Source organism: Streptomyces sp. NPDC020958 (assembly GCF_055562175.1).
Genome location: NZ_JBVHFU010000019.1, coordinates 15,792 through 41,928 on the forward strand (window position 1 = coordinate 15,792; position 26,137 = coordinate 41,928).

Here is a 26,137-nt window from a genome sequence, read left to right on the forward strand (position 1 = left end):
GAGTACTGAACATATGACTGAGGAAGACAAGCTTCGCGATTATCTGAAGCGGGCTATCAACGATGGCCGGCAGCTCCAGAGCCGACTGCATAAGCTTGAGGAGAGCATTCGCGAACCGGTCGCGATCGTGGGAATCGGCTGCCGGTTCCCGGGCGGAGCCGGGGGCCCGGAGGGCTTCTGGCAGCTGGTCGCCGGAGGCTCCGACGCGATGTCGGGGTTCCCGGCGGACCGCAGCTGGGAGGCGCCGGGCCTGCTTGCCGGTGATTCCGGTGACTCGGGCACGGGTTATGCCCGGGTGGGTGGCTTCCTGGATGGCGCCGGTGAGTTCGATGCGGAGTTCTTCGGGATCAGTCCGCGTGAGGCGTTGGGGATGGACCCGCAGCAGCGCCTGCTGCTGGAGACCTGCTGGGAAGCGCTGGAGGACGCCGGCATTGAGCCGGGTTCGCTGCGAGGCACCGATACCGGTGTCTATGCCGGGGTCATCACGTCCGGGTACCGCGTCGGGAGCCAGGACGGTGCGGGTGGTTATGGACTGACCGGGACCATGGCGAGTGTGGCGTCGGGTCGGGTGGCGTACTCGCTGGGGCTGCAGGGTCCCGCGGTCTCGATCGACACGGCGTGTTCGTCCTCGCTGACGGCGATTCACCTGGCGGCGCAGGCGCTGCGGTCCGGCGAGTGCGGGATCGCGCTGGCCGGCGGCGTCACCGTGATGGCCAGCCCGGGTGCGTTCACGGAGTTCGCGCGGCAGCGGGGGTTGGCTGCCGATGGCCGGTGCAAGCCGTTCGCGGAGGCGGCTGACGGCACTGGTTGGGGTGAGGGTGTCGGTGTCCTGGTGTTGGAGCGGCTGTCGGATGCCCGTGAGCGTGGGCACCGGGTGCTGGCGGTGGTCGCGGGTAGTGCGGTGAATCAGGACGGTGCGAGCAATGGTCTGTCGGCGCCGAACGGTCCGTCGCAGCAGCGGGTGATCCGGGCTGCGCTGGCCAGCGCAAGACTGCGGGCGAGCGACGTCGACGTCGTGGAGGCGCACGGCACCGGCACCTCGCTGGGTGACCCGATCGAGGCGCAGGCGCTGCTGGCGACTTACGGTCAGGATCGTCCTGAGGGTCGGCCGCTGCTGCTGGGTTCGGTGAAGTCGAACATCGGTCACACGCAGGCTGCGGCTGGTGTGGCGGGTGTGATCAAGATGGTGCAGGCGATGCGGCACGGGGTGCTGCCGCAGACCCTGCACGTGGACGCCCCGTCCTCGCATGTGGACTGGTCGGCCGGTGCGGTGGAGTTGCTGACCGAGCCGCGCGAGTGGCCGGAGGGTACTGGTCCGCGTCGTGCTGGTGTGTCGGCGTTCGGCATCAGCGGCACCAACGTCCACCTGATCCTTGAGCAGCCCACTCAGGACATCCCTGCCGTGGATGCTCATGCTCAGGATGCCCCGGACCCGGTGGGTCCGGTGGCGTGGGTGTTGTCGGCGCGGTCTGGTGTGGCGTTGGCTGCGCAGGCGGGTCGGTTGGCGGAGTTCGTGACGGCGCGTCCGGAGGTTGCGGCCAAGGATGTCGCGTTCTCCCTGGCGGTGACGAGGACTACGGCGTTCTCTCACCGGCTGGCGGTGGTCGGCGACGACCGTGGCCAGTTGTTGGCGGGTCTGACAGCGGCTGCGGCGGGCCGGGAAGTTGCCGGTGTGGTGAGTGGGGTTGCTGGTTCGGGGTCGCGGCCGGTGTTTGTGTTCGCGGGGCAGGGTGCGCAGTGGGTTGGTATGGGTCTGCAGTTGTGGGACCTGGAGCCGGTGTTCGCGGCGGCGATGGAGCGTTGCGCGCAGGCGCTGGCGCCGTTTGTGGACTGGCAGTTGCGTGAGGTGCTTGGTGACGCGGGGCTGTTGGCTCGGGTGGATGTGGTTCAGCCCGCGTCGTGGGCGGTGGCGGTGAGTCTGGCCGCGCTGTGGCGGGCGTATGGCGTGGAGCCGGCGGCGGTTGTGGGTCACAGTCAGGGTGAGATCGCGGCGGCGTGTGTGGCGGGCGGTCTGTCGTTGGAGGATGGCGCGCGGGTTGTGGCGCTGCGCAGCCGGGCGTTGGCCGGACTGGCCGGCACGGGTGGGATGGTGTCGGTTCCGGCGGGCCTGGACGAGGTTGAGGAGTGGGTCTCCCGCTGGGGCGGTGACCTGTCGGTTGCGGCGGTCAACGGCCCGCGGCAGGTCGTGGTCGCCGGTACCGCGCAGGCGTGCAGCGAGTTCACGGACGCCTACGCCGATCGCGGTGCGCGCAAGATTGCGGTGGATTACGCGTCGCACACGGCGCATGTCGAGGCGGTCAGGGACCGGCTGGCCGAGGACCTGGCCGGCGTGTCGGCGGCCAGTAGCGCGGTGCCGTTCTACTCGACGCTGGAAGCGCGCGTGGTGGACACCGCCGGGCTGGATGGTGGGTACTGGTACCGCAACCTGCGGCAGACGGTGCGCTTCGGCGAGGTCATTGCCGGCCTCGCGGCGGAGGGCCACCGGGTGTTCGTGGAGGTCAGCCCGCATCCGGTGCTGGGCTTGGCGATCGCGCAGGCCGGCGACGACCTGGTCGCCGCGGGCAGCTTGCAGCGTGGTGATGGCGGTCGTGGTCGTTGGCTGACCGCGCTGGCCGGTGCCTATGCGGCTGGTGTGGAGGTGGACTGGGCCGCGGCAACCGCCGACGAGGGCCGGGCGGTCAAGGTTGATCTGCCGACGTACGCGTTCCAGCGTCAGCACTACTGGCCCAAGCCCGTCACCGGGCGCGGTGACGCGTCGTCGATCGGCTTGCAGCGGGACGCGCACCCGTTGCTGGCGGCGGCGGTGTGGCTGGCCGAGGGTGATGGGCTGGTGCTGACGGGTCAGCTGTCGCTGGCCGCGATGCCGTGGCTGGCCGATCACGCGGTGCACGGCACGGTGCTGCTGCCCGGCACGGCGTTCGTGGACCTGGCGGTCCACGCCGGGGACCTGGCCGGCTGCGGCGTGTTGGAGGAGCTGACGCTCCAGGAGCCGCTGCTCCTGCCCAGCGCCGGCGATGTGCAGCTGCAGGTCCAGGTCGGCGACAGCGACAGTGACAGCGGCCGACGGACCGTGACGGTTTCCTCCCGTGCAGGGGACGGGAGTTGGGTTCGGCACGCGGTCGGTGTGCTGGCCCCGGCCGGCAGTGAGCCCGCCCCGGCGCCGCTGGCCGTCTGGCCTCCGACGGATGCGGAGTCCGTTCCGGTTGACGGCGCCTACGAGAGCTTTGCCCAGCGCGGTTACGGCTACGGGCCGGCGTTCCAGGGCCTGCGTCAGGTCTGGCAGTCCGGGGACACCGTCTACGCCGAGGTCGAGCTGCCCGAGGCTGCGGAAGCGGATGTCTCCGGGTACGGCCTGCACCCCGCTCTGCTCGATGCCGCCCTGCACGCTCTCCTGGCCGCCGCCAACAGCAACAGCAGCGGCACTGGCAGCGGTGGGGGGACGGGCCTGCCGTTCGTGTGGTCGGGGGTGCGGCTCCTGGCCGGCGGTGCCCGCCACCTGCGCGTGGTGCTGGCCCCGGGACCCGGTGGGGTATCGGTGACGGCGTTCGACGGTGTCGGTCAGCCGGTTTTCCAGGCGCGGTCGTTGGTGCTGCGTGAGGCCCCGGCCGGTCAGCTCGCCGGGTCTGGCCGACAGGCCTGGCAGTCGCTGTTCACCGTTGACTGGGTCCCGGTGCTGACGCAGGCTCCGTCCGGTGCAGTGCAGTGGGCGCGGCACGGCTCCGGGACGGCTCCGGTGGTTGTTGCTGCGGTGCCTGCCGCTCCCGCCGGGACGTCGGCGCCGCAGGCGGCACAACAGGCTGCCGTGACGGTGCTGGGGTGGGTGCAGGAATGGCTGGCCGACCCCCCGACCGACGACGCACGCTTGGTGATCTGGACCCAGGGCGCGGCCGCCGGTCAGGATCTGGCCGGCGCGGCGGTGACGGGCCTGATCCGTTCCACGCAGTCGGAGCACCCGGGTCGTCTGCTGCTGGTCGATGTCGACCCGGCGGCCGGCCTGGACCCGACGCGTGACGCCGACGTGGACACCGTCCTGGCTGCGGTGCTGGATTCCGACGAGTTCGAGGTCCGGATCCGTCCCGCCGCTGACGGCGAAGGTGTGGTGGCGTTCGGTCGTCGGCTGGTCCGGGCCGGTGCGTCCGGGGAGTTGGTGCTTCCCGGTGGTTCGGGCTGGCGAGTCGAGGTGACCGAGCCGGGTGACCTGGGCAGCACGGCTGTCGTCGATGCGCCCGAGGCTGAAGCCGAGTTGGCGGCGGGTCAGGTCCGGGTTGGTCTGCGTGCGGCGGGTGTGAACTTCCGCGATGTGGTGGCCGGTCTGGGGATGGTCTCGGACGGCCGGGTCCTCGGCGGGGAAGGCTCCGGTGTCGTGCTGGAGACCGGCCCCGGGGTCACTGGCTTGACGGTTGGTCAGTCGGTGATGGGTCTGGTGCCCGGTTGGGGGCCGGTCGGGATCGTAGACAGCCGCTTGGTGGCCCCCATCCCGCAGGGCTGGTCGTACCAGCAGGCCGCGGCGGTGCCGGTCGGGTTCCTCACCGCGTTCTACGCGCTGCGGGATCTGGGCCAGGCTCGCCCAGGCCAGCGGGTGCTGATTCACGCCGGTACGGGTGGTGTGGGCACGGCTGCGGTGCAGCTGGCCAAGGCGTGGGGGCTGGAGGTCTTCGCGACCGCGAGCCCGGCCAAGCAGCACGCGCTGCTCGCCGCCGGTGTGGAGGAGAGCCACATCGCCTCGACCCGTGACCTGGACTTCTGTGAGCGGTTCCTGGCCGTGACCGGTGGTTCGGGTGTGGACGTGGTCGTCAACGCCTTGGCCGGGGAGTTCACGGACGCGTCGCTGCGGCTGCTGCCGCGCGGCGGTCGGTTCGTCGAGATGGGGAAGACGGACATCCGCGACGCCGCTGAGATCGCCGAGGTCTACCCGGGCGTGGTCTACCAGGCGTTCGACCTGATGGACGCTGGTGTGCCGCGGGTCGCGGAGATGCTGGCCGAGCTCGGAGGCATGTTCGACGCGGGCACCGTGACTCCGCCGCCGGTGACGACCTTCGAGCTGTCGCAGGCCGTGGCGGCCCTGCGGCACCTCCAGGCCGCCCGACACCTCGGCAAGGTCGTGCTCAACGTCCCCGCCGCGTGGGACAGCCAGGGCACCGTCCTCGTCACCGGTGGAACCGGCACGCTGGGCGGGGAGTTGGCCCGGCATCTGGTGGATGTCCGTGGCATGCGCCACCTGCTCCTGCTGTCCCGTCGTGGTCCGGTCGCGCCGGGAGTCGCCCGTCTGGTCGCGGAGTTGGCGCAGTCGGGTGCGGAGGTCCGCGTTCAGGCCGGCGATGCCGCAGACCGAGACGGCCTCGCCTCGGTGCTGGCGCGGATCGCGGCCGAGCGGCCGCTGACCGCGGTCGTGCACGCCGCCGGTGTCATCGACGACGCCACAATCGAATCCCTGACGCCGCAGCGGATCGCGACCGTCATGGCTCCCAAGGCTGATGCGGCGTGGAACCTGCACGAGTTGACCCAGGACGCGGGCCTGGCCGGCTTCGTGCTGTACTCCTCGGCCGCGGCCGTCGTGGGCAATCCGGGACAGGCCGGCTATGCCGCCGCCAACGCGTTCCTGGACGCGCTGGCCTCCTACCGCCGGGACCGGCACCTGCCCGGCCAGTCGCTGGCCTGGGGCCTGTGGGAGCAGACCTCGGAGATGACCGGGCACCTCAACGGCACCGGATTGTCCCGCCTGCGCCGTGGCGGCATCCAGCCGCTGACAACCGAGCAGGGTTTGGCGCTGTTCGAGGCCGCTGCCGCGCTGGGTACGCCGCTGGCGGTCCCGGTCCTGCTGGACCTGACCGCACTGGCACGCCCGGGACGACCGCTGCTTCCGCTACTGCGCGGCCTGGCCGCTGCTGCCGCCGCCCCGGCCCGCCCGACCGCTGCTGCGGCCGCTGCTGCGGACACGAGTGCGGTCAGCCTGGCGGACCGGTTGGCCGCGCTCAGCCCTGCCGAGCGAGAGGAGGAGATCCTGGAGGTCATCCGGGCAGCCGCCTCCGTCGTCCTGGGCCACACCCGCCCCGGGGACATCGACGCCCAGCGGCCCTTCCGCGACATGGGCATCGACTCCCTGACCGCGCTGGAGCTCCGCAACCGGCTCTCGACCGAGACCGGCCTCACCCTCCCCGCCACCCTGGTCTTCGACTACCGGGCACCGGACGAGCTCGCCCGGTTCCTGCTCGAAGAGTTCGGCGACGTCTGGGCGCTCAATGACGAGGACCTCGTCGAGCAGCTCGCCAAGTTGGAGACGGCCCTCGCGAAGGAGGGGGACCTCGACGAGCAACTCCGCGGCTACGCCCGCACCCGCCTGCAGGCGCTGCTGGAGATGGTCCGCTGACCGGATCGACCGGCGAAAGAGCCTAAGAGGGAGAACACCTGCTCGCGGTAGCGGAGTGGCACGGAGGAGCCGGAGCAACTGTCCCGTCGGTGCCGGCCACGGCCGGCGCTTACCTTCCGCCGACAGCCGGACGGCGTAGGCTGACGAGCGAGAGTTTGAACTCTCAAACATTCGCTCATCGGAGAACGTCATGCGCGTCGCGATCACCGGATCCACCGGACTCATCGGTTCCGCCCTCACCCGCTCCCTTCTCGCCGACGGCCACCACGTGCTGCGTCTCACCCGTGGCCGGACCGCGCCCCGGACCGCCGACGGCACCCGGAGCGCACTCTGGGAGCCCGGCAGGCGGCTGGACCCGGCCGTCCTGGACGGTGTCGACGCCGTGGTGCACCTGGCCGGCGCGGGCGTCGGCGACCGGCGCTGGACCGGGGCGTACAAGCGGGAGATCCGGCTCAGCCGTCTCGCCGGGACACGGACCGTCGCCGAGGCGTGCGCCGAGGCCGCCCGGCCGCCCCGGGTACTGGTCTCGGCCTCGGCCACCGGGTACTACGGAGACACCGGCGACCGGGTCGTCACCGAGTCCGACCCGGCCGGGAGCGACTTCCTGGCCGGGGTCTGCGTGGGCTGGGAGGCCGCCGCCGCGCCCGCCGCGGGAGCCGGCGTCCGGGTCGTCCACCCGCGGACCGGTCTCGTGGTCTCCGCCGACGGCGGCGCCTGGGGCAAGCTGTTCCCGCTCTTCCGGTTCGGACTCGGCGGCCGGCTCGGCTCCGGCGACCAGTTCTGGCCGTTCATCTCGCTGCCCGACCACATCGCGGCGCTGCGGTACGCGATCGACCACGACGACATCAGCGGACCTCTCAACCTCACGGCCCCCGCACCGCTGACGAACCGTGAGATCACCCGGGCGATGGGCCGGATCCTGCACCGGCCCACCCTCGCCGCCGTCCCCGCCTTCGCCCTGAGGGCCGTCCTCGGTGAGTTCTCGGAAGGCATCACCGGCAGCTGCCGCGCGGTTCCGGACGGTCTGCTGAAAGCGGGTTTCACCTTCCGGTACCCCGGCATCGACGACGCGCTGCGCACGGCCCTCCAGCAGGGCCAGGGGCGCTGACCTCGGTGGATCAGGCCGGGCTGAGGGGCTGGACGAGGGAGGTCGGGGTGTGCGGGGCCGCGTGGAGCTGCCTGGTGACCTCCGTCAGGTCGGCGATGAACATGCCCGCGAGTTCGGCGGTGAACCCGGTCCGTACGACCAGGCGCAGGACGGTGACGTCCTGGCAGGGGGCGGGGAACGCGTAGGCGGGCAGGTGCCAGCCGCGGGCGCGCATGGCGTGGGAGACGTCGAAGACCGTGAAGCCCTGCGTGCCGGGCGCCAACCGGAAGGCGAAGGCCGGCAGTTCGGAGCCGTCCGTGATCAACTCGTAGGGAGGCATGGAGCGGATGCGGGTGGCGAGCGCACGGGCCGTCGTACGGCTCTGGGTCGCCAGGTTCCGCAGCCCTTCGAAGCCGTAGCGCAGGAAGCTGTAGTACTGCGCGACGACATGGGCCCCCGGACGGGAGAAGTTGAGGGTGAAACTGGGGGAACGGCCGCCCAGGTAGTCGACCTCGAAGACCAGGTCGTCGGGGAGGGCGTCGGCGTCCCGCCACAGGGCCCAGCCGAGGCCCGGGAAGACATGCCCGTACTTGTGTCCCGAGGTGTTGATGGAGGCGACGCGTTCGAGCTGGAAGTCCCACATCAGGCCCGGGTCGAGGAAGGGGGCCACCATCGCACCGGAGGCGCCGTCGACGTGCACGGGGATGTCGGTGCCGGTGGTGGCCTGGTAGCCGTCCAGGGCCATGCAGATGTCGGCGACGGGTTCGTAGGAGCCGTCGAAGGTGGACCCGAGGACGGTGACCACGCCGATGGTGTTGTCGTCGCAGTACGCGGTGAGGGTGTCGGGCGTGAGGTGGTAGCGGCCGGGTTCCATCGAGACGTAACGCGGCTCGACCTCGAAGTAGTTGGCGAACTTCTTCCAGCACACCTGGACGTTCGCGCCCATCACCAGGTTCGGGCGCGCGGTGTCCTTGCCCTGGGCGCGACGGCGCGCCTGCCAGCGGCGCTTGAGCGCGAGGCCGCCGAGCATGGCCGCCTCGCTGGAGCCGGTGGTGGAGCAGCCGCGGACCTGCTCCGGACGCGGCGCGTGCCAGAGCCGGGCGAGCATCCGCACGCAGCGCTCCTCCATCGCGGTGATCTGCGGGTACTCGGCGCGGTCCGCGAGGTTCTTCTCCGCGGTCTCCGCCATCAACTGCCGTGCCTGCGGCTCCATCCAGGTCGTCACGAAGGTGGCGAGGTTGAGCCGGGCGTTGCCGTCGAGCATCAGCTCGTCGCGGACCCGCCGCAGGACCAGGTCGGGCGACGCCGCCGACTCGGGCAGCTCGTCGACGGGCGACAGGAGGTCGGCGGCGGAAGCGGTCAGGGTGTCGAACTCGGTCGCGGGCAGGACGTCGGTATTCGGGAGGACGTCGGTATTCGGGATGGGCATGCGTGCCTCGGTGCTTTCTGGTCCGTGGTGGCCCCCGTGCACTCCGACGCTAGATCGCCACGCGGTGCGACATGTCTGCCGATTACACCGATCCAGCGATCGATTTGCGCACTGATGAACTGAATTTTCCCTCGCGCATACTGGCCTTTGCCATGGCCGACCGCCGTCGCCTCACCGGGGGCCCTGACCCGTCCGGCCACGGCGTGCCCGGCGGGCCTCCACCAGCAGGGGCACCAAGGAGAGCACGACGATCACGCCGACCAGTGGCAGCAGCCAGTCGTCGATGTGGGAGACCGAGGAACCCAGGGCGTACCCGGCGAGGACGAAGCTCTGGGACCAGACCACGCCGCCGACGCTCTGCCAGAGGGTGAACGGCCGCATCGGCACCCCGAGCGCCCCGGCCGCCGGATGCAGCACGGAGCGCAGCATCGGCACGAAACGGCCGATCACCAGCGCCTTGCCGTAGCCGTAGCGGGCCAGCAGCCGCTCCGCACGGGCGGCGCCCTCGCGCACCCGCGTCCGGGAGGTCCGGGCCAGCAACGGCCGGCCGCCGTGCCGGCCGATCAGATAGCCGACCTGTCCGCCCGCCACCGCGCCCACGGCCGCGCACACCAGCACCTGCCACAGCTCGAGCCGCGGCGGCCGGTCCGCGGTCGCCGCGCACAGCACACCCGCCGGGAACAGCAGCGTGTCGCCCGGCAGGAAGAACCCGACGACCAGCAGCGCCGACTCGGCGAAGATCACCGCCAGCACGCCCAGCGCTCCGAAGGCAGCGAGCAGCGAGGCGCTGTCCGTCGGATTGACGGCAATCACCACGCTCGCCTCCACCCTGTTCGCCGACCGCCTCCCCCCAAGTGTCCCGTGACAACCTCCGCAACACCCTCGGCGACGGAATGAATCGACCACCCCAGGGCACTCGACCGGCGAGGCCGCCGAGTGCGACGTAGCGCCATGTCGGCTGCTGTCAATGCAGCCGTCACCCGATCGGATTGCTGTCGGACAGAGAATCCTGTGGTCGGGACAAGAGGCGTACGGTCGCTGGATCGCCCCGGCCGACGTGGCGGGTGGCATGGGAACGGGAGGGGACGGCACCATGGCGGTCAGTGCTGGCGAGGAGTGGCAGGCGCGGGCGAAGTGCCGTACCGCCGACCCTGAGGAGTTGTTCGTCGAGGGGGCCGCCCAGAACCGGGCGAAGGCTGTCTGCACGGGGTGCCCGGTACGCACCGAGTGCCTCGCCTACGCCCTGGATCATCGCGTGGAGCACGGTGTGTGGGGCGGGATGACAGAGCGTGACAGACGCGGTCTTCTGCGACGCCGGCCGACGGTGACCTCCTGGCGGCTCCTTCTCGAGGCCGCGCGCACCGAGCACGAGCGCCCCGCCGACCACCTCCGCAAGCAGGCCTGCTGAGCGGGCCACCCGCCCCCACCGTCCCTCCCACGGGGACGGCCACGCTCCTTGCCCCCCGGAGGATACGCGCGCGGTCGCGGTCACACGGCGCGTTCCATGCAGACCAGTCGGTCCCGTGCGTCCCAGGAGCCGGTGACGGTGAAGCCGAGGCGCTCGTACAGGGCGATGGCGGCCGCCCGCCACTGCCAGACCGACAGCCGTACCGTGCCGACACCGCTGTCCGCGGCATGGGCGAGCGCGGCGTCGACCAGGTCGGACGCGATGCCACGGCCCCGGAACGCGGGAGCGGTCCAGAGCCGCTTGAGCTCGCACCGTCGGTCGACGGGAGCGGTCACCACCAGGCAGCCGACGGCGGTGCCCCCACTCGACGCCAGCAGCACGACATCGTCGGCGAACGCGGCGCGCGGGTCCAGGACCTCCGCCCGGTAGCGGTCCGGCAACCCGTCGGCATCCGCGACGGCCTCGCCCTTCTCGGCCTGCGTCTGCAGGTGGTAGGCCGCCAGCAGCGCGGCCGGCCCGCCCTCGTCACCAGGGTCCTGACCTGCCCAGCGGACGATGGCGACCTCGCGTCGGTTCGTCATGCCGCCAGCATGGCACGCCGCCGTGTCGACACCCTTCACGGCAGCCGGGGCAGGATGTCCCGGGCCGAGTGGCTCAGGATGCGCAGGTCCTCCGCGAACCGCTCCCGGTCCTCGGGCGGCAGCGGCTCCAGGAAATAGCGGCGGATGTTCTCCACGTGCAGCCGCGCCGCGCGCACGCTGGTCCGCGCTCCCAGCTCGGTGAGGGACACCAGCTTTCCGCGCCGGTCGTCGGGATCCTCGACGCGCTCGACCAGCCCGGCCGCCTCCATCCGGTCCACCAACCGGGTCGCGCCGCCCGTCGTCAGCACCTGCTCCTGGGCGATGGCCCGCATGGAGAGCCCGGCACCCCCGGCCCGGCCCAGAATGAGCAGCACCTCAAAGGTGAGGTGCGTGATACCGCACTGCCGCTTCAGGTCCCGGCCCAGGATGTACCCGAGCCGGTTCGCCGCCCCCTGCAGTCTGCCGAAGGCCAGCACCAGAGGGTCGTTCGCGGCCTGCGCCGGCGACGTGATCCCCGTCCGCTCGTCCACGTCCCCACCGCCTTTCGGGTCTTCCACGGCGTCCATCCCCTGATCATGCCGTGTCCGCGCGCGCCCTGCCGAACTCGCGTCGATCCTCGCGTCGATGTCGAGCGGCAGTCGCTCGTGCCGGTCGCGCCGCTCGTGCCGGTCGCGCCGGGCGGGTGCGGCGTCGGACGGCGGACCGGGGTCCTGCCCGCCGCCCCGCCCCGCCCCACCCCACCCCGGCCTGGGCATCAGCCCTTGACGGGACCACCGTTGATGGCGACGCGCTGCCCATAGCGGGCGTACGGGTAGTAGTCGTACGTCGCATGGTGCTGGACACAGCGGTTGTCCCAGAAGACCAGGGTGCCCGGCGTCCAGCGGACGCGGCAGTGCAGCACCGGCCTGCGGGCGACGATGTCGAAGAGCACGTCCAGCAGGGCCCGGCTCTCGTCGGCGGAGAGCTGCGGGATCCGGCTGGTGTAGGCCTTGTTGACGTACAGGAGTCTGCGGTCGGTCTCCGGGTGCCGGGCGATGAGCGGGTGCTCGCTCTTGGGGATGACGTAGTCCGCGGGCGGTGTGTACCCGGCCAGCGCCTGCGCGCCGTCGTGGATCGCGGTCAGCGGGTCCAGCAGGCCGCGCATGGCCGGTGACAGCATCTCGTAGGCGAGGTGCATGTTGGCGAAGAGGGTGTCCCCGCCGCACCCCGGCTCCGGTGTCTCGGTGATGTAGAGCATCGACCCGAGCGACGGTTCGGCGTCGGCGGTGCCGTCCGCGTGCCAGCCGTTGCCCGCCACGTCCGCCGCGGCCGAGGTGGTGCGGATCTCCAGGATGTACGGATCGCCCTCGGGCGGCGGCGGGTTGACGGGGCGCAGCTCGCCGAAGGTGGCGGCGAAGCGCTTGTGCTGCTCCGCGGTGATCGTCTGGTCGCGGAAGACGAGGACGTGGTGGTCGCGGAAGGCGGTCCGGATCTCCTCCAGTTGCTCCGCCGGGATCTCCTGTGACAGGTCGACACCCGAGACCTCGGCCCCCAGCACGGGGGTGATCCGCTCGACGGTCAGCGTGCGGTAGGGGTGCACGGGACGCGTGGTCACCGCTTCCAGGGCTTCGCGTTCGTATGACTCCAAGGCAACCTCCTGAGCGGGATGGGGTTTACAGGTGGGCGGTCCCGGGGGTCCCGGAACCCGGGGGCGCCAGCGTCGCCCTGATGGTCTCGGCCACCTCGTGCACGTGGGGAGCCGCGACGACGCCGTAGTGGTCCGTGGGCAGATACCCGAGGACGGCGGACGGGGGCAGGCAGGTGGTCCACTGCCGGTCCGGCCGCTCGGGGTCCGTGGGGACGGGCAGGCCCGCCGTGGGGTGTTCGGCCAGCCACAGGTACGTGGGGACCGAGACGAGCGGCCGTACCCGGTGTTCCCCGAGACTGCGCAGGTTGGCGCGGCAGCAGCGGGCCAGCCTCTCGGCGTACGCCTGTGCGTGATCGGTCGGCGGCGCGGAGCCGCCGGCGCCGAGTTCGGCGGCGAACACCCTCTCCAGGTGCGCCTCGTCGTAGGCGGCGACGAGCGCTTCTGCCCGGGGTGGGGGCGGATCCAGCAGGTAGAGCGCCTCCGGTGGGCGGCCCGCCGACTCGGCCAGGGCCGCCATCTCCATCGCCACCCGGGCTCCGTAGGACCACCCGGCCAGGTGCAGCCGGTGCTCCGGCCCGCCGAAGCGGTCACGTAGGGCCGTGTCGTAGTGGCGGGCGCGGTCGGCCAGCGACCACGCGGGCGTCCCGGTGCCGCGCAGTGCCGGGTCGGCGATGAGGCACACCGTCGGCGCGGGTCCGAGCGCCGCCACCAGGGAGCGGTAGGCCTGGACGTCTCCGCCCACGGGATGCACCAGGCACAGGACGGACGGACCGGTGCCCTCCTGCCAGATGTCGAGGCCGACGTGGGAGGCGCTTGCGGGGGGCTCGTCGGTGGTGAGGGCCGCCTCGATGTGTTTCAGGATCTCCGTGAGGCTGACCTGGTGGCTGAAGGAGGCCAGGTCGCACTCGACGCCGTAGTCGTCCTCGATCCGCGCGATCAGGGTGATCAGGGTCAGCGAGTCTGCGCCCAGGTCGTAGAGGGAGTCCTCGGGGTCCAGTTCGGCCACGCCGAGCAGATCCCGGACCACCCGGGCCATGGCCTCCGCGCGCACCACGGATCCACCGGCGGCGGAGGGTTCCCCCGCCGCGGCCGTCGGCTGCGCCGATGCGGTTCCCGAGGATCCGTCCGCGGTCCCGGCGGGAGCGTAGAAGCTCCGGGAGACATCGATGTCGGTGGTGGACACGAGGAGTTGCGGCAGTTGCAGGGCGAGGGCCCGGCCGAAGACCGCTCTGCCCTCCTCGGCGGTCAGGCCGACCGCCAGGTGGGCCTGGTGGCGGCTGTCCGTGCGCAGGACCCGGGCCGCCATTCCGGTCTCGCGCCAGATGTCCCAGTCGATGCCGATCCGGACGGTCGTCTCCGTCTCGGTGGCCCGGTGGTGGGCGAAGCCGTCGAGGAGGCTCGCGCCCGCCGCGTAGTCGCTCTGGCCGACACCGCCGAGCAGCGCGGACATGGAGGAGCAGTAGACCGCGATCTCCGGACGGAAGGCTCCTATCAGGTGCTCGACGACGAGTGCGCCCCGCTCGCGGACCGCGGCGGCGTCGCGCATGGCGGTGGCGTCGCGTCGTACCAGCAGGCCGCCGTGGCCGAGACCGGCCGCGTGCACGACGCCGTCCAGCCGCGCCGTGCACGAGGCGACGGCCGCCGCCACCTCGTGCACGGGCAGAGCCGCCAGATCCGCCGGGACGAGACCGACGCGGTCGGCCCAGCCGTGCAACTCCTCGGGCAGCCGCGGGTTCCGGGACAGCAGCAGCACTCGGCCCCGGGTGTGTTCGAGCAACCAGGCGGCGGCGGCGCGGCCGATACCGCCCGTGCCGCCGAGCACCAGGTGGACGGTGTCCGCTCCGGCCGGCACGAGGGACCGCTCACCCACCGGCTCCCGCTCCGGTACGGGCACGGTGCCCGGCCGCCACCAGTAACCCTGCCGCAGCGCGAGCTGGCGCGGCAGGGCCGGCTCGTCGCCCTGCCCGGCCGACTGCCCGGCGGTACGTGCTCCCGCGACGACCGCGGCCACGTGTCCGGCCCAGCGCGTGAGGTCGCCGTCGGGGAGGTCGAGCCAGTGGCCGCGCAGGGCGGACTCCTGGTGGGCGACCTCGACCGGCCCGGCGAGGAGCGCCAGTTCCGGCCTGTCCACCGCTCCCGTCACGGGCCGGGCGCCGTACGACAGCCACCACACGCGTGGGGAGCCGTCCCGGCCGGCCAGCGCCTGCGCCAGCGCGGCCGTGCTGTCCAGGCAGGTGTGACGGGCCTGGGCCAGGGTGCCGGTACCGACCGGGCCCGTCACGTCGAGGGGCAGGGCGTGCACCCACTCCGTGTCGACGGAGACCGGAGCACCGTCCTCGGCCAGCGCGTCGAGCAGCAGGCGCACGGACGCGGGGTCGGCGGGGTCCACGGCGTAGGTGTCGGGTCCCGTGCGGGCGAAGGCGCCGGCCGGGTGCACCCGTATCACGCGCGACGCCACCGCCCTGAAGGGCGCGAGCGCCGTCCCGGGGGTGTTCCCGGGGGCCACGACGACGACGGACGCGCGGTCGGCCGGCCCCGTGGTGTCCGCGACGGCGGCGCGCCGCAGCCGGACCCAGTGCGGCTGGTGCAGCCAGTCGTCCTGGGACAACCGCCGGGGCGCGGCGGCCGGGACCTCACGCACCTCCTCGCGTGGCTCCCTGCGCGTCTCCTCGGACGGGCGCTCGGGCACAGGCTCGGACAGCCGGTCGAAGTCGTACGTCGCGAGGGAGAAGGACGGGGGCGGGAAGTCCCAGGGGGCCGGCGCGGAGCCCGGTCCCCAGTCGACAGGGCGTCCGGCGATCCAGTCCTCGGCGAGGTCCTGGGCCGTACGGCCGGTCGCGGAGACCGTCACGGCGTCCGGGTCCGCCGTACCTGGCGGTACCGCTCCCGCGGCCACCGCGCGCAGCCACTGCTCGGCCTCGGCGGCGTCCGCCACGGCCGCCGCGGTCCGCAGACGGCGCGGGACCCGCCCGGACTGGAGGTGACGCAGCACCGCCCCGTAGCGCTCGGGCCTGAGCCGGAGGTAGGCGGCGATCCGGGCGGCGTCGGCGGTGAGGGCGTCCGTGCTGGACGCCGACAGCACGAGGCACCCGGGTGCCTCGCGGGCCGCCGCCGGTCCGGGCGTGGTGTCCTGCTCCACGATGACGTGGGCGTTGGTGCCGCCGATCCCGAAACTGCTGACGGCCGCCACCCGTGCACGCCCCCCGGGCCAGGGCACGGCCTCGGCCGGGACGTGGAAGGGGGTGGGATCAGGGCCGATCTCCGGGTTGAAGGCACGGAAGTTGAGGCTGGGCGGGAGCGTCCCGTGGTGCACGGCGAGGACCGCGCGGACGAGGCCCACCACACCGGCGGCCGCGCCCATGTGGCCGAGCTGGCTCTTGACGGAGCTCAGCGCGCAGCGGCCGGACTCCCGCACGTCGAACGCCTGCCGCAGCGCCCCCACTTCGACCGGGTCGCCCAGCCGGGTGCCGGTGCCGTGGGCCTCCACATAGCCGACGTCGGCGCCCGCGCGTCCGGCGCGGGAGAGGGCGGTCCGGATCACCTCCCGCTGCCCGGCCAGGGACGGCGCGGTGTAACTCATCTTCGCCGCACCGTCGTTGTTGACGGCGGAGCCCGTGACGAGCGCGTAGACGGTGTCGCCGTCGCGGCGTGCCTGCCGCAGCGTCTTCAGGACCACGACCCCGACGCCGCTCGCGCCGACCGTGCCGGTGGCGTCGTCGCTGAAGGGGCGGCAGTCGCCGTCCGCGGAGAAGATGTGCTGCGGCCGGTAGCGGTACCCGCCGGTCAGCCCGGGGTCGACGAGCACACCTCCGGCGAGCATCGCGTCGGCCTCGCCCTGCCGGAGCAGGCCGGCGGCGAGGTGCACGGCGACCAGCGAGCTGGAGCAGGCCGTCTGGGCGCTGAACGCGGGGCCGGTCAGCCCGAGGTGGTACGCCACCTTCGTGGCCAGGAAGTCCTTGTCGTGGTGCAGGGCAAGCTGGAAGCCGTCGGGCAGCCGGCCCGGGTCCGCCTCGCGCAGCAGCGACTGGAAGTAGGTGTTCTCGCCCGCACCGGCCACCAGGCCCACCCGGGTGGCCGAGGTGTCCGCCACTCCGGCGTGCGCCAGGGCCTGCACGGCGGCCATCAGCAGATGGCGCTGCTGGGGGTCCATCAGGCGGGCCTCGTGAGGGCTGATGCCGAAGTGGCCCGGGTCGAAGTCGAGGATGCCGTCGAGGGTGCTGTGCACGCCGATGACACCGTCCGGCGCGTCGACGCGGCGGATTCCCGTGCCGCCGGACACCACCAGCTCCCAGAAGGCGGCCAGGTCCGGGGCGCCGGGCACCCGCACGGCCATGCCGACCACCGCGATCGGCTCGCCGGGTAGCGGGGTCCCGTCCTCCTGCGCGGCCGGCCCGGGGAGCGGCCGGGGGGCGGCGAGGTGGCGGGCCAGGGAGCGGACGGTGACGTGCTCGAAGAGGTCCGCGACGCTGAAGCGCAGGCCGAGTGCTGTGGTGCAGCGCAGGTGGAAGCGCATCAGGGCGAGACTGGAGGCACCCGCCTCGAAGAACGTCTGGTCCGGTGCGATCGGCGCCCCGGTGACCTCCTCGAAGGCGGCGCTGAGCCGCTCCTCCTCGGCCGACAGGCCCGTGCGGACGGCCGCGGAACGGCGTATCTCTTCCCCCGGCGCCCGGACCACAGCCCGCCGGTCCAGCTTGCCGCTGGGGGTGCGGGGCAGTCGCGCCAGCCTGCGGAACCGGTCCACGCGTACGTAGGAGGGCAGCAGGGCGGACAGATGCGCGGCCAGCTCGTCGGCGGACGGTGTTTCGCCCCGCACCTCCAGGCCCGCCGTCAGCCCGTCGCCGTCACGGGCGACCACGGCGTTGACCACGGCCGGGTGGCGCAGCAGGGCCGCCTCGACCGACCCGAGTTCGAGCCGGTGCCCGCTCAGTTTGACCTGCTGGTCGTCCCGGCCCGCGAAGTGCAGCAGACCCGCACGGTCGAAGAACGCCCGGTCACCGCTGCGGTAGAACAGTCCGGCGCCGGGGATTTCGACGAAGCGGGGGTCGTCGGACGCGGGGCCGTCGGACGCGGAGCCGTCGGACGCGGGGTCGTCGAGGTAGCAGCGGGTGGTCATGGTGCCGCCGATCAGCAGCTCGCCGGTGCACCCGGCCGGGACCGGGTCGCCCTGGGCGTCCACCACCCGCAGATCCGCGCCGGCCACCGGGCGCCCCACGGCGGGCCGCTCGGGCCACCGCCCCGGGTCTCCCGCCAGGCACAGCGCGCTGACCACATGGGTCTCGGTCGGCCCGTAGTGGTTGAACAGGCGCGCGCCGGACAGCCCGGCGAACCAGCGCCGGATGCTGTCGGTGCACACCAACTGCTCGCCCGCGGTGACCACTTCGCGCAGCCTGGAGGGGTACCTGTGCAGGCGGACGGCGTACTCGGCGAGCAGTTGCAGGGCCACGTAGGGCATGAAGATCCGCTCGACGCCGGAGGAGTCCAGCCGGTCCAGGAGCGCGGGCACGTCCTGACGCCACTCGGGACGTACGAGATGGAGACTGCCCCCTGTGCACAGCGTCCCGAAGATCTCCTGGAAGGACACGTCGAACGCCAGCATCGAGAACTGCTGGGTGGCCGCGGGGGCGGTCAGGCCGCCGGGTCCGGACTGCCACCTGATCAGGTCGCACAGCGTACGGTCCTGGATCTGCACGCCCTTGGGGACGCCGGTGGAGCCGGAGGTGAACAGCGTGTAGAGGGGGCGGGCGCCGTCGTGCGTCGGCGTGCCGGCGCTGCGCCGGTCGTCCGGGTGCCCGTCGTACGACGCGTTCGTGCCCTCGCCCCGTGGTGGCGCCGGGTCCGGCGCGCGGACGAGGTGGCGCGCCACACCGTCCGGGAGCAGCGTGTCCAGGGTCGATGAGCTGTCCCGTGCGGTCAGCACGCACAGGGGGTCGATCCGGGCCAGGACGCGGCGCAGCACGTCGGCCGGGTACGACGGGTCGAGGGGGACGGCGGTGACGTTCAGCCTCGCCAGGGCCAGCAGCGCCACCACGTGTTCGGGGGAGGGGTCCAGGTACAGGGCAACCCGGCAGGGACTGCCGTCGGCCGGGACCGGGTAGCGGTCGGCCAGCTCCGCGGCGAGGGCCGCGGCCCGGGCGTCGAGGGCCGCGTAGCTCAGCGTGGTGCCGTCGGCCGTGACGACGGCGGTGGCGTCCGGAACGCGGGCGACCTGCCGGGCGAAGCCTTCGGCGACCGTGGTGAAGCCGGGTTCCGGGGCGGGCCCGTGCCCGTGCTCCGGAAGCGACCGCCGGTACGGCTCGACGAGTTCGCGGGCGGTGCGGCGGCCACCGGCCGCGAGCGCGTCCACGCCCCGCCGGAACAGCTCCGCCATCGCCTCGACGTCCTCGTCGGTGAAACGGTCCTCCGCGTACTCCCAGAGCACGTCGAGTCCGTCCGGGTGCTCGACCACGGAGACCGTCATCGGGCACTTGGCCTCGGGCGCCGCCCACCACAGCGGGCGCTGGACGCAGCCGGGCAGCCGCAGCGCCCCGAAGTCGGTGTTCTCCAGGACGAACAGGAAGTCGAACGGTGTCCCGTCCGGTGCGCCGTCGCCGACGCCCTCCCAGCCGGTCAGGACGTCCGCGAAGGCCACGTCCTGACGCCCCAGCACCTGCCCCGTGCCGGTTCCGGTGCGGTCGAGATGCGTGCGCAGGTCCGCACCGGGCGCGACGGTTAGGGGCAGCAGCACGGTGTTCGCCATCATGCCCGTGCTGTTCTCGAACTCGCGCACCGGGCGGCCCGCGACCGGCGCGGCGATGCGCGGGCGGACCAGGCCGGTCACGCCGTACAGGCACCAGGAGAAGACGCTCAGCAGGACCTGGAACCGGGTCAGTCCGAACTCGGCGCACAGCTGGTCGACCTGCGCCCGGCGGACGACGTCGAGCGTGGTGTGCAGCAGGCGCGCCCGCGGTGCCGGGCCGGCGTCGCGGGCGGGCAGCGGCTCCTGCGGCTCCTCCCAGCCACGGTAGAACGCGAGGAGTTCGTCGCGTTGCCGCTGGTAGGCCGCGCTCGAGAACCGGTCGCCCTGCCAGGCGGCGAAGTCCAGCGGGGTGGGAGCGGGTGGCTCGGGCCGGTCTTCCCCGGCGTAGGCGGCCGTCAGGTCGTGCAGCAGGATGCCCAACGACCAGCCGTCCACGGCGATGTGGTGCAGGTGCAGCAGGAGCGTGCCGCCGCCGGCCCGTGGCAGCCAGCAGGCCCGGAGCATGCGGGGAGCGGCGAGGTCGAAGGGCTCGGCGAAGAACGCGTCGGCGAAGGCGTGCGCCTCCTCCTCGTCCCAGTCCTGCAGGGGGCCCGGCTCGTGCCAGGGGTCGTACGGCTCGCCGACGGTCTGCTCCAGGCCGTCCGGACCGAGGACGAAGCCGGTCCGCAGCGCCTCGTGGCGTACCACCAGGCCGCGCAGCGCTCGCCGCAGGGCGGCGGGGTCGACGGGGCCGTCCACCTGGAAGGCCTGGTTGACCGAGTAGGCCCGCGAGCCGGGGGAGTGGCGCTGTATCAGCCACAGCCGCTGCTGTTCGCTGGTGGCGGGCGCGCGGCGGGCCCCGGAGACCACCGGTGCCGGCAGGGCGCTCTCCGCGGCGGGAGGTGGCGTGTCGAGGTACCGGGCCACCGACGCGAGGTCACCGTGCAGGACAGCCGCCCGGGGCAGCTCGCGTCCCCAGCGCTGTCGTACGGCGAAGCAGAACCGCAGCGCCTTCAACGAGTCGCCGCCGGCGGCGATCCACCGGTCGCCGAGCCCGAGGCCGGTGGTGCCGAGCACCTCCTCGGCCAGCTCGACGACCTGACGCCCGGTCTCCGTGACGGCCGGTCCGTCGGGGCCGGGGACGGAATCGGGCGCGGTGGGCCGCCAGGGCCGGCCGGCCCGGCGCAGCAGCGCGGCCTGGTCGACCTTGCCGTTGGCGTTGAGGGGCAGTTCGGCCACGAGGTGGATCTGGTGGGGGCGCATGTAGACCGGCAGGTGGGTCACCAGGTGGCGGTCGAACTCCTCGTAGGACAGTTCCTGGCCGAGGACGACGAACGCCAGCAGTTCGTTGGGCCCCTCCCGGCCCGCGCGGCGCGTGCACACGTGGGCCCGCCGGACCGCCGGGTGGCCGAGAACACGCCGTTCCACTTCGCCGGGCTCGATCCGGAAGCCACGGACCTTGACCTGGCGGTCGGTGCGTCCCACGTACTCCACCAGGCCCTCGTCGTCGGCCCGTACGAGGTCACCGGTGCGGTAGTACCGTTCGTCGCCGCCGTCGAGCCACGGCAGCCGCACGAAACGCCGCTCGGTCTCCTTGGGGAGATTGCGGTATCCGGCGGCGAGCCCGGCCCCGGACAGCAGGAGTTCGCCGACCTCACCGGGCGCGGCGACCCGCTCCCGGCCGGGTACGACCACGACCGCACCGGTCCCCGGCAGCGGACGGCCGATCGGCACCACGTCCCTGTCGAAGTCCCGGGGGATCGCATGGCACAGGGCGAAGGTGGTGGACTCCGTCGGACCGTAGACGTTGAACAGGCGGGTACCGCTGCCCGCGTTGTCCCGGTACCAGCGGCGCATCACCCCCGCGTCGAGCTGCTCACCGCCCACGAGCACCTCGGCCGCCCCGGCGAAGCAGTGCGGTACGGCCGTGACCACCGCGTTGAACAGCGCCGTGGTGATGAAGACGGTGTCCACGCGCCCGTGTTCCAGCACCGCCGCGAGCCGCTCGGGACTCTGCACGTCCCCGTCGCGCAGGATCACGCAGCAGCCACCGGTCAGCAGGGGCACCCAGACTTCGAAACTCAGCGCGTCGAACGCCGGATTCGCCAGGCAGGCATAGCGCAGACCGGGCTCCACGCGGATGTAGCCGGGGCGCGCCAGTCGCCGGACGCCGGCGTCACGGACCTCGACTCCCTTGGGCTGCCCGGTCGTTCCGGAGGTGTAGAACAGGAAGGACACCTCGCCGGGAGCGGACGGTTCCGGCACGGCGGCAGCGGCGTCCGGAGGGCCGGGCAGCAGCGCGTCCGCGGCGACCGCCCGCACGTCCTGCGGCAGCTCCGTGGCGCTCTCGGCCGTCTCGTACACCAGGGCGGTCGCGGCCGAGTCCCGGAGGACGAAGTGACGGCGTTCGGCGGGACTCTGCGTGTCGAGGGGCACGACCCGCGCCCCCAGCCGCAGCACGCCCAGCATCACGCAGACCAGTCGCCACGACCGCGGCAGCGCCACCGCCACGGCCTGCCCCGCGGTGACGCCCCGACGCTCCAGCTCCCGCGCGACGGCGGCGGCCGCCGCGTTCAACGTCGCGTAGTCCAGCGTCACGTCACCGTCGGCGACGGCCTCTGCGCGTGGGGTGCGAAGGGCTCGGCGGTGGACATCGAGGGCTGTGCCGGCCGAGGCACTCACGTCCTCGGCCACGTCGCGCGGTCTCATCGTGCCTCCGACGTGTCTGAAGGAGTGGTGCGCTCCGGCTCGCCCCGGCCGGGTGCGGTGGTCAGCCGGTTCAGTTCGGCGGTGAGGACGGCGGCGACCCGGGGCAGTTCGTCGCTCTCCAGCATGTCCCAGTGACCGCAGGCGACCGGCTCCACCACGAACCCGCCGCCGACGCGCTGCCGCCAGAACGCGCGCAGACGAGCGGCGGCGTCCTCGGCGTCCGCGTCCTCGCCCGCCACGGCCGTGGCCTGCAACAGCACGACGCGGGCGGGTGTCTCGGGGACGGTGTAGTCGCGCGCCGTCTCGCGATGGTGGTTGTAGACGTTCAGGTACCGGGCCACCTGGGCGTCGTCGATCCCCGGGTACATGCCGTTGAAGCGCACCAGCTTCTCCCGGAACTCCGCCATGCCGACCGGCGCGATCGCGGCGCGTTGCCCGTCGTCCTGGGCGCCGTGCGTGTCGAGGAGGACCACGCTCACCTTCCGGTGCCCGGCCGCCACCAGGAGGCGGCCCATCTCGTAGGCGACCAGGCCGCCGTAGGAGAGCCCGCACAGCACCAGTGCCTCGTCGGCACGGGGGGCGACGAGCCGCAGATACTCCTCGGCCATCGCCCCGACCCCGGGCAGGAGGGGCTCGCCGGGATTGATGCCGGGAGCCTGGAGCCCCACCACGCCGACCTCGTCGCCCAGTTCGGCGGCGAGCGGCAGATAGCAGAACGCGGTGCCGCCGGCGGGGTGCACACACACCACGCGCTGCCGGCCGTCCCCGGCACGGAACTCGACCAGGCTGCCGGGTTCCGCGGACCGCGCAGCGCCGCCGTCACCGCGCACCCGCTCGGCGAGCGCCTCGATGGTGGGGTGCAGCATGACCTCCCGCACGGGCAGGGCGACGCCGAGTTCCTCCTGGACGGCGGCCGCCATCTTGATCGCCGATATCGACGTGCCGCCCAGCTCGAAGAAGTTGTCGCCGACCCCGATGTCCGGGTGCAGCAGCACCCGGCGCCAGACCCGGTACAGGGCCATTTCCACGTGGTCACGGGGCGCGGCCGTGTTGACCTGCCCCGCGTGGGCTCCGGCCGCGGCGCGCAGCACCTCCGCCCGGTCGACCTTGCCGCTGCGGTTCAACGGGAGCCGCTCGAACTCGGCCACCACGGCGGGAATCATGTAGTCCGGCAGACGGTCCTTGAGGGCCGCACGCCACTCGTACGGCAGCCGTGCGGTCTCGGCGCCGCACCCCACGCCGGCGACCAGCCGGGGGCCGCCCGGTGCGTCGCGATCGGCCAGGACGACGGCCTCCCGTACGCCGGGGACCGCCAGCAGCGCGGCTTCCACCTCGCCGGGTTCGATCCGGAAGCCGCGGAGCTTGAGCTGGTCGTCGCGGCGGCCGACGTACTCCGCGTTGCCGTCCGGCAGCCAGCGCGCCAGGTCACCGGTGCGGTACAGGCGTTCACCGGGGACGAACGGGTCGGGCACGAAGACCTCTTCGGTGAGGTCGGGGCGGTTCAGATAGCCACGGGCCAGACTCGCCCCGCCGAGGTGGACCTCGCCCGTGACTCCCACGGGCACCGGCCGCATCCGCCGGTCGAGCAGGTACAGGCGGGTGCCGCGCAGCGGCCGGCCGATGGGACACGACCGCTCGTACGGCTGCGGGTCGGTGTAGGCGGTGGAGTAGAGCGTGGCCTCGGTCGGGCCGTAGCCGAAGCAGACGCGCAGACCGGGCAGCAGCTCACGCATGCGGTACAGGGTGCTCTCCGGCAGCGACTCCACTCCGGTGAGGAGCCGGCTCAGACTGGACCCGGCCAGGCGCGCGGCGGGATCCTCGCCGATCCACAGGACGTAGGCCGGGGGCAGGAACGCCTGGGTGACCTTGCGTTCGCGCATCCAGTCCAGCAACGCCGCCGGGTCTCCGCGGAGTTCGTCGGGCACCAGGTGCAGGACGGCGCCGGTGGTCAACGGGGCGAGGAGTTCGTGCACCGACGCGTCGAAGCCGATGCTCGACCAGGCCGAGGCCGCCTCTCCGGGAGCGTCCTCCATGAGTTCGCGCCAGTGGTCGAGGAGGTTGACGACGCTGCCGTGCGTCACCGCCACGCCCTTGGGACGGCCGGTCGACCCCGAGGTGTAGATGACGTAGGCCAGCCGGGCCGGGTCCGCGTCGACGGCGGGTGCCTCGTCCCGCGTTCCCGCTGCCTCCAGTTCCGCCAGGTGCTCCCAGGGCTGTCCGCCGTGGTCCGCGATGTCGCTCCGGTCGGTGAGCACGAGGACCGGTCGGGCGTCGCTCACCATGGCGGTGAGCCGCTCGGGGGGCTGGCCGGGGTCGAGCGGCAGGTAGGCGGCGCCCGACTTGAGGATGCCGAGCACTCCGACGACGAGATCGGTGGTGCGTCCGGCGTGCAGGCCCACCACACGGTCGGGACCGGCACCACGAGCGATCAGCGCATGGGCGAGACGGTTGGCCCGGCGGTCGAGTGCCGCGTAGTCGAGCTCCGCGTCCCCGGCCACCACCGCGCACTGCCCGGGGCGCTCGCGGACCTGCCCGGCGAAGCGCGCCAGCACGCCCTGCGCCGGGCCGGTCACGGCGGGTCCGGTGCTGAAGTCGGCCAGCAGCGCCCGCTGTTCGTCCTCGTCGAGCAGCGTCAGGTCGGCGATCCCGGCGTCGGGCCGCTCGGTCATGAGCCGCAGCACGCGGAGGAACTGCCGTATGTACCGTTCGATCGTCGCCCGGTCGAAGAGGGCGACCGCGTAGTCGATCTCCCCGGTGAGTTGCCGGCCCTCGTCGGCCAGGGCCAGCACCATGTCGAACTTCGCGGGAACGTGAGCGGCGTCCTCCCGCAGTTCGACCTCCAGACCGGGGAGTTCGAGTTCCCTCCGCATGGAGGGGACCCAGGCGAACATGGTCTGGAACAACGCCGTGCAGGCCGGGCTCCGCGGCGGGTTGACCAGTTCGACGACGCGCTCGAACGGGAGGTCGACGTGTTGGAGGGCGTCACGGATCCGCTGGTTCACCCGCTTCAGGGCGTCGCTGACGGTGGGCGAGCCGGAGAGGTCGGCGCGCAGGGCGAGGGTGTTGACGAAGAAGCCGATCAGGTTCTCGACGTCCCCGCGGCGGCGGTTCGACGTCGGAGCGCCGACCACGATGTCGTCCTGCCCGGAGAGCAGGGACAGCAGCACGGACCAGCCGGTGAGGACGGTCGCGTAGAGGGAGACATCGTTGTCCGAGGCCAGCGCGCGCAGGGCCCGCGTCAGGTCCTCGTCCACGGACACGGGCAACCGGTCACCGTGGAAGTCCTGTTCGGGCGGCCGGGGCCGATCGGTGGGCAGGGAGATCACGGCGGGGACGTCCGCCAGTGCCGCGGTCCAGTAGTCGGCGTGCGAGGCGGGTTCGTCCCCTGCCATCCACTCCCACTGCCGGCGCGTGTAGTCGCTGTACTGCCAGGTCAGTTCGGGCAGCGACGCGTCCCGGCCCTGCTGGAGCGCGGAGTACACCAGACCCAGCTCGCGCAGCAGCAGGGAGCGGGACCAGCCGTCGAAGACGATGTGATGCACCGTCAGTATCAGTACGTGATGGTCGGGCCGGAGTGCCAACAGGCAGCCGCGCGCCATGGGTTCCTCGCCGAGACGGAACGGGGTGCCCTCGACCTCCGACCGGATGCGCGTGAACCGGTCGGCCGCGTCCGGCAACCCCGTCAGATCCTCGAAGGCCACCGGGAACCCGCTGTCCGGCGGATCGACGACCTGGAGAGCCGAACCCCCGCAGGGCACCAGCCGGGTGCGCAGGGCCTCGTGCCGGGCCGCGAGCAGACGCAGCGCCTCGATCAGCAGATCCCGGTCCAGCGGACCCCGGATGTCGAAGGGCATGGGCTCGTTGTAGGCGGCGCTGGCCTCTCCGTCCATGCGTGCCATGACCCACAGGCGCTCCTGCGCCAATGACAAAGGAGCGGATTCTGCCTCTGCCGGAGATTCTTCGCCGGAATGATTACCGACTGCGATTCGGGGTAAAGACACGGATTACCCTTCCCGGGAATTGAGCACGGCGCAAAGCAGTCGAAGTGAGTTCGGGGAAATTGCCTGCGGGGCTGGGTCTCTGCGGTGGGATCGCAGCGGGCGATCGACTGTCCGGCCTGGTCAACGCCCTTTTCGCGCCACTATGAGGGCAGCGCGGAGGGCGGGGAGAAGCGGTGGCTCATTTCCGTTGATGCTAAATGCGCTTCGATTGAA

Annotated in this window: 10 protein-coding genes; 3 read left to right on the forward strand and 7 right to left on the reverse strand. The window is 72.7% G+C overall.

Annotated elements, in window-relative coordinates; genetic code table 11:
* Positions 1–13 precede the first annotated feature (13 nt).
* Together ACZ3KP_RS35730 and ACZ3KP_RS35735 are read left to right on the forward strand one after the other, a co-directional pair.
* Positions 14–6,367: an SDR family NAD(P)-dependent oxidoreductase gene (locus ACZ3KP_RS35730; protein ID WP_467504719.1), complete on the forward strand. Its 6,354-nt coding sequence runs from the start codon at positions 14–16 to the stop codon at positions 6,365–6,367.
* A 190-nt stretch (positions 6,368–6,557) separates the two neighbouring features.
* Positions 6,558–7,475, forward strand: a complete 918-nt coding sequence (locus ACZ3KP_RS35735; RefSeq protein WP_467504720.1) for a TIGR01777 family oxidoreductase — start codon at positions 6,558–6,560, stop codon at positions 7,473–7,475.
* 10 nt (positions 7,476–7,485) lie between these two features.
* Here the strand turns inward: ACZ3KP_RS35735 and ACZ3KP_RS35740 are convergent, their stop codons facing one another.
* Positions 7,486–8,883, reverse strand: a complete 1,398-nt coding sequence (locus ACZ3KP_RS35740; protein ID WP_467504721.1) for a glutamate decarboxylase — start codon at positions 8,881–8,883, stop codon at positions 7,486–7,488.
* A gap of 171 nt (positions 8,884–9,054) precedes the next feature.
* On the reverse strand, positions 9,055–9,696 hold the full coding sequence (locus ACZ3KP_RS35745) for a DedA family protein (protein ID WP_467504869.1): 642 nt from the start codon (positions 9,694–9,696) through the stop codon (positions 9,055–9,057).
* 280 nt (positions 9,697–9,976) lie between these two features.
* Between ACZ3KP_RS35745 and ACZ3KP_RS35750 the strand changes: the two genes are divergently transcribed.
* A complete protein-coding gene (locus ACZ3KP_RS35750; protein ID WP_467504723.1) occupies positions 9,977–10,291 on the forward strand; it encodes a WhiB family transcriptional regulator in 315 nt (104 codons plus the stop codon).
* An 80-nt stretch (positions 10,292–10,371) separates the two neighbouring features.
* Here the strand turns inward: ACZ3KP_RS35750 and ACZ3KP_RS35755 are convergent, their stop codons facing one another.
* From ACZ3KP_RS35755 to ACZ3KP_RS35775, 5 genes are all read right to left on the reverse strand, one after another.
* Entirely contained in the window at positions 10,372–10,872 is a 501-nt protein-coding gene (locus ACZ3KP_RS35755; protein ID WP_467504725.1) for a GNAT family N-acetyltransferase, read from the reverse strand.
* Positions 10,873–10,907: 35 nt separating this feature from the next.
* Positions 10,908–11,438: a MarR family winged helix-turn-helix transcriptional regulator gene (locus ACZ3KP_RS35760; protein WP_467504727.1), complete on the reverse strand. Its 531-nt coding sequence runs from the start codon at positions 11,436–11,438 to the stop codon at positions 10,908–10,910.
* Between the two features lie 188 nt (positions 11,439–11,626).
* Complete coding sequence (locus ACZ3KP_RS35765) at positions 11,627–12,499, reverse strand: TauD/TfdA dioxygenase family protein (protein ID WP_467504728.1); 873 nt, start codon at positions 12,497–12,499, stop codon at positions 11,627–11,629.
* Positions 12,500–12,524: 25 nt separating this feature from the next.
* On the reverse strand, positions 12,525–21,923 hold the full coding sequence (locus ACZ3KP_RS35770; protein WP_467504730.1) for an amino acid adenylation domain-containing protein: 9,399 nt from the start codon (positions 21,921–21,923) through the stop codon (positions 12,525–12,527).
* Positions 21,920–25,924, reverse strand: a complete 4,005-nt coding sequence (locus ACZ3KP_RS35775; protein ID WP_467504732.1) for a non-ribosomal peptide synthetase — start codon at positions 25,922–25,924, stop codon at positions 21,920–21,922. Before ACZ3KP_RS35775 ends, ACZ3KP_RS35770 begins: the two co-directional genes overlap by 4 nt.
* Positions 25,925–26,137 lie beyond the last annotated feature (213 nt).

Excerpts from the sequence above, each read along its gene's own strand:
- ACZ3KP_RS35730 (WP_467504719.1), top strand. The coding sequence starts at position 14 with ATGACTGAGGAAGACAAGCTTCGCGATTATCTGAAGCGGGCTATCAAC.
- ACZ3KP_RS35735 (WP_467504720.1), top strand. The coding sequence starts at position 6,558 with ATGCGCGTCGCGATCACCGGATCCACCGGACTCATCGGTTCCGCCCTC.
- ACZ3KP_RS35740 (WP_467504721.1), bottom strand. The coding sequence starts at position 8,883 with ATGCCCATCCCGAATACCGACGTCCTCCCGAATACCGACGTCCTGCCC.
- ACZ3KP_RS35750 (WP_467504723.1), top strand. The coding sequence starts at position 9,977 with ATGGCGGTCAGTGCTGGCGAGGAGTGGCAGGCGCGGGCGAAGTGCCGT.
- ACZ3KP_RS35755 (WP_467504725.1), bottom strand. The coding sequence starts at position 10,872 with ATGACGAACCGACGCGAGGTCGCCATCGTCCGCTGGGCAGGTCAGGAC.
- ACZ3KP_RS35760 (WP_467504727.1), bottom strand. The coding sequence starts at position 11,438 with ATGGACGCCGTGGAAGACCCGAAAGGCGGTGGGGACGTGGACGAGCGG.
- ACZ3KP_RS35770 (WP_467504730.1), bottom strand. The coding sequence starts at position 21,923 with ATGAGACCGCGCGACGTGGCCGAGGACGTGAGTGCCTCGGCCGGCACA.